The 6660-nt window shown below is 70.2% G+C and carries 5 protein-coding genes; 4 read left to right on the top strand and 1 reads right to left on the bottom strand.

The annotated features are described in order from the left end of the window. Positions 1-177: 177 nt before the first annotated feature. A complete protein-coding gene (locus GGQ63_RS21455) occupies positions 178-1350 on the bottom strand; it encodes an acyl-CoA desaturase (RefSeq protein WP_183858670.1) in 1173 nt (390 codons plus the stop codon). A 323-nt stretch (positions 1351-1673) separates the two neighbouring features. On the opposite strand from GGQ63_RS21455, the gene guaB reads away from it, so the two are divergent. The 4 genes from guaB (at position 1674) to guaA (ending at position 6533) form a co-directional block, all read left to right on the top strand. Further along, positions 1674-3167 (top strand): IMP dehydrogenase, encoded by a 1494-nt coding sequence (gene guaB, locus GGQ63_RS21450; protein WP_183858669.1) that lies wholly within the window; start codon positions 1674-1676, stop codon positions 3165-3167. A 27-nt stretch (positions 3168-3194) separates the two neighbouring features. Continuing rightward, a complete protein-coding gene (locus GGQ63_RS21445) occupies positions 3195-3602 on the top strand; it encodes an MAPEG family protein (protein WP_183858668.1) in 408 nt (135 codons plus the stop codon). A gap of 13 nt (positions 3603-3615) precedes the next feature. Beyond that, positions 3616-4914 carry an RsmB/NOP family class I SAM-dependent RNA methyltransferase gene (locus tag GGQ63_RS21440; protein ID WP_183858667.1) on the top strand — a complete coding sequence of 433 codons (1299 nt, stop codon included), beginning with the start codon at positions 3616-3618 and terminating at the stop codon, positions 4912-4914. 71 nt (positions 4915-4985) lie between these two features. Further along, positions 4986-6533, top strand: coding sequence for a glutamine-hydrolyzing GMP synthase (guaA, locus tag GGQ63_RS21435; protein WP_183858666.1), 1548 nt, complete (start codon positions 4986-4988; stop codon positions 6531-6533). Positions 6534-6660: the final 127 nt, after the last annotated feature.

Here is a 6660-nt window from a genome sequence, read left to right as displayed (position 1 = left end):
AGGATGGCGGGGGCCACGAACGCGGCCGCCGGGATTCCCCTCTCCCGCCCCGCGGGAGAGGGTAGGGTGAGGGCTCTTCCCTTCATCGAGGAAGAAAGGTGCACCCTCACCCTTCGCATCCAGGCTCGCTCCGCTCGCCAAGAGGCGAAGCCCTCTCCCGCGAGCGGGAGAGGGGGGTCAGGCGCGGCTGTCGGCGGGGGGGGCGAGGTGGCGGGCGATGGCGGCGAGCATCAAGGCGTGGGCGCGGTCGGCGATCGCGTCGAGCGAGCGTGTCTTGTCGAGCGAGCGTGTCTTGGCGAACATCGCCCGCGCCTCGGCGAGCAGGTCGTCGCGGCTCGGCACCTTGGGGAGGTGGACGGCGGCGAGCACCTCCTCGGCGCGGTGGCGGGCCGAGGCGAGCCGCTCCTGCAGCGCCGCGAGCTCGGCCGCATGCAGCGTCGCGGCGAGGCCACGGGCGATCCGCTCCGGGTTGAAGCGCGCGGCGAGCTGCTCCGCGGCCCGGTTGATGACGCGCGCGCCGAGCCGCTGCTCGTTGCGCACAACCTCGACAGGGGGCGACTTGAGGTCCCAGACCAGGCCGGTCCAGGACAGGGCCTTCAGGATGTAGAAGGTCGGGTCGATCTCCCACCAGCGGAAGCCCTGACGCACGCTCGACTGATAGGCGTGGTGGTTGTTGTGCCAGCCCTCGCCCATGGTGAAGAGGGCGAGCAGCCAGTTGTTGCGGGAATCGTCGCCCGTCACATAGCGCGCCTTGCCGCGCACATGGGCGAGCGAGTTGATGCAGAAGGTGGCGTGATAGACGAGCACCGTGCTCCAGAAGAAGCCGACGACGAGGCCGGACCAGCCGGCGACGGCGAAGCAGAGCACGGCGAGCAGGATCGCGGGCAGGATCTCGAAGCGGTGCAGTGCCATCAGTTCGGGATAGCGCGCCAGATCGGCGACCTTGACGAGATCGACCTCGCCATGGCGGCGGGAGAAGATCCAGCCGAGATGGCTGTAGAGGAAACCGGTGTGGCGGGGCGAATGGACGTCCGCCTCGGTGTCGGAATGGAGATGATGGTGGCGGTGCTTCGCCGCCCACCACAGCACGCTCTTCTGCGCCGTCGTCTGGGCGAGGAAGGCGAGCACGAACTGGAAGGCGCGGCTGGTCGAATAGGCGCGATGCGAGAAATAGCGGTGATAGCCGGCGCCGATCGCGAAGATGCGCAGCCAGTAGAGCCCGACGCAGAGCGCCACGGCTTCCCAGGTCACGCCCGTCCAGAACGCCGCGAAACAGGCGAGATGGACGAGAACGAAGGGGATCGACGACGGATAGACGATGTCGTCATGGTCCTCGGTGGGGTCGGCCATACGGGTCTCGCGTCCTCTCGGGGCTCGGTATCGGGCTTAGAACCGCAGTCTCGCGCGGGGCTTGCGTCTGCAGATGGCGCGCCGACGCGGCCCCCGCAACCACACCCCGCCGATCTTCGCGAAATTCCGAGCAATTCTGAGGCGCGGCGCTGGAGCGGGCGGGCGCCCGGACCGCGGCCCGGAGGGTGGCCCAACGGCGGCGGCTTATCGCTTTCCATTCGCAGCGCAGCATGCTACTGACCCGCGCCAATCCTTCGTTACGCGAATCGAGCGCGCCGCCGGAATGATTCCCGCGGACGCTTGCGCGCAATCCGGAGTCTGGCATGGCCGCGATCATCGAATCCTCCACCGGGCGCGAAGCTCTCACCTTCGACGATGTCCTCTTGCAGCCCGGTCATTCGACCGTGCTGCCCGGCGAGGTCGACCTGCGCACGCGGCTCACCCGCGAGATCGAGCTCACCTTGCCGATCATCTCGGCGGCGATGGACACCGTCACCGAGGCCCGCCTCGCCATCGCCATGGCGCAGGCCGGCGGTCTCGGCGTCATCCACCGCAATCTCGCGCCGGAACTCCAGGCCGAGGAAGTCCGCCAGGTGAAGAAGTTCGAATCCGGCATGGTGGTCAATCCGGTGACGATCGGGCCGGAGGCGACGCTCGCCGAGGCGCTCGGCCTGATGCGGGCGCACGGCATTTCCGGCATTCCGGTCGTCGAGGGCGCGAATGGCGGGCCGGGGCGGCTCGTCGGCATCCTCACCAATCGCGACGTGCGCTTCGCCTCCAATCCGGGCCAGACCGTGCGCGAGCTGATGACGCACGAACGGCTCATCACGGTGAACGAGAATGTCGACCAGGAGGAGGCGAAGCGCCTCCTTCACCAGCACCGCATCGAGAAGCTGCTCGTCGTCGACGAGGCCTATCGCTGCGTCGGCCTGATCACCGTCAAGGACATCGAGAAGAGCCGGCTGAACCCGAATGCCGCCAAGGACGAGCAGGGGCGGCTGCGCGTCGCCGCGGCGACGAGCGTCGGCGATGACGGCTTCGCACGCTCGGAGCGGCTCGTCGATGCCGGCGTCGACCTGATCGTCGTCGACACCGCGCACGGCCATTCGCAGCGCGTGCTCGAGGCGGTGACGCGGGTGAAGATGCTGTCGAACCGCGTCCAGGTGATCGCCGGCAACATCGCGACGCGCGACGGCGCCAGGGCGCTGATCGATGCGGGCGCCGACGCGATCAAGGTCGGCATCGGCCCCGGCTCGATCTGCACGACGCGGATCGTCGCCGGCGTCGGCGTGCCGCAGCTGACCGCGATCATGGATGCCGCCGAGGCGGGCGACGCGGCCGGCGTGCCGGTGATCGCCGATGGCGGCATCAAATATTCCGGCGATCTCGCCAAGGCGCTCGCCGCCGGCGCGCGCTGCGCCATGGTCGGCTCGCTCCTCGCCGGCACGGACGAGAGCCCCGGCGAAGTCTATCTGCACAAGGGCCGCTCCTATAAGTCCTATCGCGGCATGGGATCGGTGGGCGCGATGGCGCGCGGCTCGGCCGACCGCTATTTCCAGGCCGAGGTGCGCGACACGCTGAAGCTCGTGCCGGAAGGCATCGAGGGGCAGGTGCCCTATAAGGGCCCGGTGGCGGGCGTGCTGCACCAGCTCGCCGGAGGTCTCCGGGCCGCCATGGGCTATGTCGGCGCGGCCGATCTCGCCGCCTTCCGCGACAAGGCGCGCTTCGTGCGGATCTCCTCGGCGGGCCTGCGCGAAAGCCACACCCATGACGTGACGATCACCCGGGAGAGCCCCAATTATCCGAGCAATGTCTGACCGACGCCCGGAGAACGGAGCCCGCCGATGCTGAACACCGCCATCCTCTGGCCCGCCATCGTGCAGGCCCTCCTGATCTTCGCCATCTATGTCCGGCTCGGCGCGACGCGGAGCCGGGCGGTGCGGTCGGGCGCGGTCCCCTCGACCGACTTCGCGCCCTGGGACAAGGAGCCCGACGACAGCCGCGCCGCGCGCCGGCACCTCGCCAACCAGTTCGAGCTGCCGGTGCTCTTCTTCGCCGTGGTCGGCTTCCTCTTCCTCGTCGACGGCGTGTCGCTGCTCGAGCTCGTGCTCGCCTGGCTCTTCGTCGCCGCCCGGATCGGCCATACGGTCGGCGCGCTGTCGGGCCCGCTGGCGCTGCGGCACGGCGCCTTCGCGCTCGCTTTCTCCGCCGTTCTCGCGCTCTGGATCGATCTCGCGGTGAGGCTCATTTGAACGGAGACGGCCGATGACGCCCGCGGCGCGGATCGCCGCCGCGATCGAGGTGTTCGACGATATCGAGGCGCGCCGCCGCCCGGCGGCCGACGCGCTCAAGGACTGGGGCCTCGCGCACCGCTTCGCCGGCTCGAAGGACCGCCGGGCGATCGGCGATCTCGTCTATGACGCGCTGCGGCGCAAGCGCTCCGCCGCCCATGCGGCGGGCGGGGAGGGGGGGCGCGCCACGCTCGCGGGCCTCATCGCCGTGCATCACGGGCTCGGCCTTGCGGGCGTCGAGGCGCTCTTCTCCGGCGAGCGTTTCGCCCCCGCGCCGCTCGAGGCGGAAATCCGCGCCGCGCTCGGCGAGGACCGGCTCGCTGCCGCGCCCGCGGCGGTCCGCGGCGACTATCCCGACTGGCTGGAAGCCGATCTCGCCGCGGTCTTCGGCGACGGGACGGCCGCCGAGATGGCGGCCTTTGCGCAGGCCGCGCCGCTCGATCTGCGCGCCAACACGCTGAAGGGCGAGGCGGACGCGATCGCCGCCCGCCTCGCCGAGGAGCTCGGCCGCGCGCCGGAACGGCCGGAGCTCGCCGCCGCGGCGCTCCGCTACGGGGCCGAGCGCGGCACGCCCGAGCCGCACGTCGTCTCGACCGAGAGCTATCTGAAGGGCCTCGTCGAGATCCAGGATCTCGGCAGCCAGCTCGCGGCGGTGCTCGCCGGCGCGAGGCCGGGCGAACAGGTGCTCGATCTCTGCGCCGGCGGCGGCGGCAAGACGCTCGCCCTCGCCGCGGCGATGGACAATCGCGGCCAGATCTACGCCCATGATTCCGACCGCCGGCGGCTCGCGCCCATCCACGACCGGCTCGCCCGCGCGGGCGTGCGCAACGTCCAGATCCGCACGCCGCGGCCCGGCGCCGATGTGCTCGCCGATCTCGAAGGGGCGATGGACCTCGTCCTCGTCGACGCGCCCTGCACCGGCACCGGCACCTGGCGCCGCAATCCGGACGCCAAATGGCGGCTGCGGCCGGGGAGCCTCGCCGAGCGGCTGAAGGAGCAGGCGGCGATCCTCGACGGCGCCGTCCGCTTCCTGAAGCCCGGCGGCCGGCTCGTCTATGTCACCTGTTCCGTGCTCGAGGCGGAGAACGGCGCGCAGCTTCGCCGGCTCGCGGCGGCGCGGCCGGAGCTCGCGCTCGACGACGGCGCGGCGCTTCTCGCCGGCGACGGCGCGCCGCCGGCCGACCGCGTCCTGCCGCGGCCCGAGGGCCTGCTCATGACACCGCGCCGCACCGGCACGGACGGCTTCTTCGTCGGCCGGCTGACGCGGCGCTGAGCGGCGCCGCGATGCTTGCCGCACTTCCGTTTCCCGCTTAACCCGATCGCCGAACCCGCCGAGGAGCCGAGATGCCCGAAACCATCCTGATCGTCGATTTCGGCTCGCAGGTGACGCAGCTGATCGCCCGCCGCGTCCGCGAGGCCGGCGTCTATTCCGAGATCGTGCCGTTCCAGAAGGCGGAGGACGCCTTCGCGCGGCTGCAGCCGAAGGGCGTCATCCTGTCGGGCGGACCGGCCTCGGTGCTCGATCCCGGCTCGCCGCGGGCGCCGCAGGCGGTGTTCGAGGCGGGCCTGCCGATCTTCTCGATCTGCTACGGCCAGCAGACGACGGCGCTGCAGCTCGGCGGCGCGGTCGAGGGCGGCCATGCGGCGGAATTCGGCCGCGCCTTCGTCTCGGTCGAGGCGCCGAGCGCGCTCTATGAGGGGATCTGGGAGGTCGGCAGCCGGCATCAGGTCTGGATGAGCCATGGCGACCGCGTCACCCGGCTGCCGGAGGGCTTTTCGGTCAAGGCGACGTCGGAGAACGCGCCCTTCGCGGTCGCGACCGACGAGGCGCGCCGCATCTATACGACGATGTTCCACCCGGAGGTCTATCACACGCCGGACGGGGCGCGGCTGATCGCCCGCTTTGTGCGCGATATCTGCGGCTGTTCGGGCGACTGGACGATGGCGGCCTATCGCGCCGCCGCGGTCGAGACGATCCGCGCGCAGGTCGGCGAGGGACGGGTGATCTGCGGCCTGTCGGGGGGCGTCGATTCCTCCGTCGCGGCGGTGCTGATCCACGAGGCGATCGGCGACCGGCTGACCTGCGTCTTCGTCGATCACGGCCTGATGCGGGCCGGCGAGGCGGACGAGGTGGTCTCGCTCTTCCGCGGCCACTACAACATCCCGCTCGTCCATGTCGACGCCTCCGACACCTTCCTCGCGGCGCTCGAGGGCGTCACCGACCCGGAGGTGAAGCGCAAGACCATCGGCAAGCTCTTCATCGATGTGTTCGAGGCGGAGGCGAAGAAGATCGGCGGCGCCGATTTCCTCGCCCAGGGCACGCTCTATCCGGACGTGATCGAGAGCGTCTCGTTCACCGGAGGCCCTTCGGTGACGATCAAGAGCCATCACAATGTCGGCGGCCTGCCGGACCGCATGGCGATGAAGCTCGTCGAGCCCTTGCGCGAGCTGTTCAAGGACGAGGTCAGGAAGCTCGGCCGCGAGCTCGGCCTGACCGACGCCTTCGTCGGCCGCCATCCCTTCCCCGGCCCCGGCCTCGCCATCCGCATTCCCGGTGCGATCACGCGGGAGAAGCTCGACATCCTGAGGAAGGCCGACACGATCTATCTCGACGAGATCCGCAAGGCCGGCCTCTACGACGCGATCTGGCAGGCCTTCGCCGTGCTCCTGCCGGTCCAGACGGTGGGCGTGATGGGCGACGGCCGGACCTACGATTCCGTCTGCGCGCTGCGGGCGGTGACCTCGGTCGACGGCATGACGGCGGATTTCTACCCCTTCGACATGGCCTTCCTCGGCCGCGCCGCCACCCGCATCATCAACGAGGTGAAGGGCATCAACCGCGTCGTCTACGACGTGACCAGCAAGCCGCCGGGCACGATCGAGTGGGAATGATTCAGGCCCATCCGGTGCTATCCTACAGCACGCCAGAATACGCCGTAACGCACTGATAAATAAATAAAAATATCACAGAGACGTTCGGGGACTATCGGCCGGCAGAGATCGCCGCTGACGTACTCCC

The organism is Prosthecomicrobium pneumaticum (genome assembly GCF_014199915.1).
Classification (GTDB): Bacteria; Pseudomonadota; Alphaproteobacteria; order Rhizobiales; family Kaistiaceae; genus Prosthecomicrobium; species Prosthecomicrobium pneumaticum.
Note: the sequence above shows the minus strand (reverse complement) of the source record. Positions and strands in the feature narration are given on the sequence as shown.

Bases quoted from the DNA above. Each gene is read 5' to 3' on its own strand.
- GGQ63_RS21455 (WP_183858670.1), bottom strand. From the start codon at position 1,350: ATGGCCGACCCCACCGAGGACCATGACGACATCGTCTATCCGTCGTCG.
- guaB (WP_183858669.1), top strand. From the start codon at position 1,674: ATGGCCGCGATCATCGAATCCTCCACCGGGCGCGAAGCTCTCACCTTC.
- GGQ63_RS21445 (WP_183858668.1), top strand. From the start codon at position 3,195: ATGCTGAACACCGCCATCCTCTGGCCCGCCATCGTGCAGGCCCTCCTG.
- GGQ63_RS21440 (WP_183858667.1), top strand. From the start codon at position 3,616: ATGACGCCCGCGGCGCGGATCGCCGCCGCGATCGAGGTGTTCGACGAT.
- guaA (WP_183858666.1), top strand. From the start codon at position 4,986: ATGCCCGAAACCATCCTGATCGTCGATTTCGGCTCGCAGGTGACGCAG.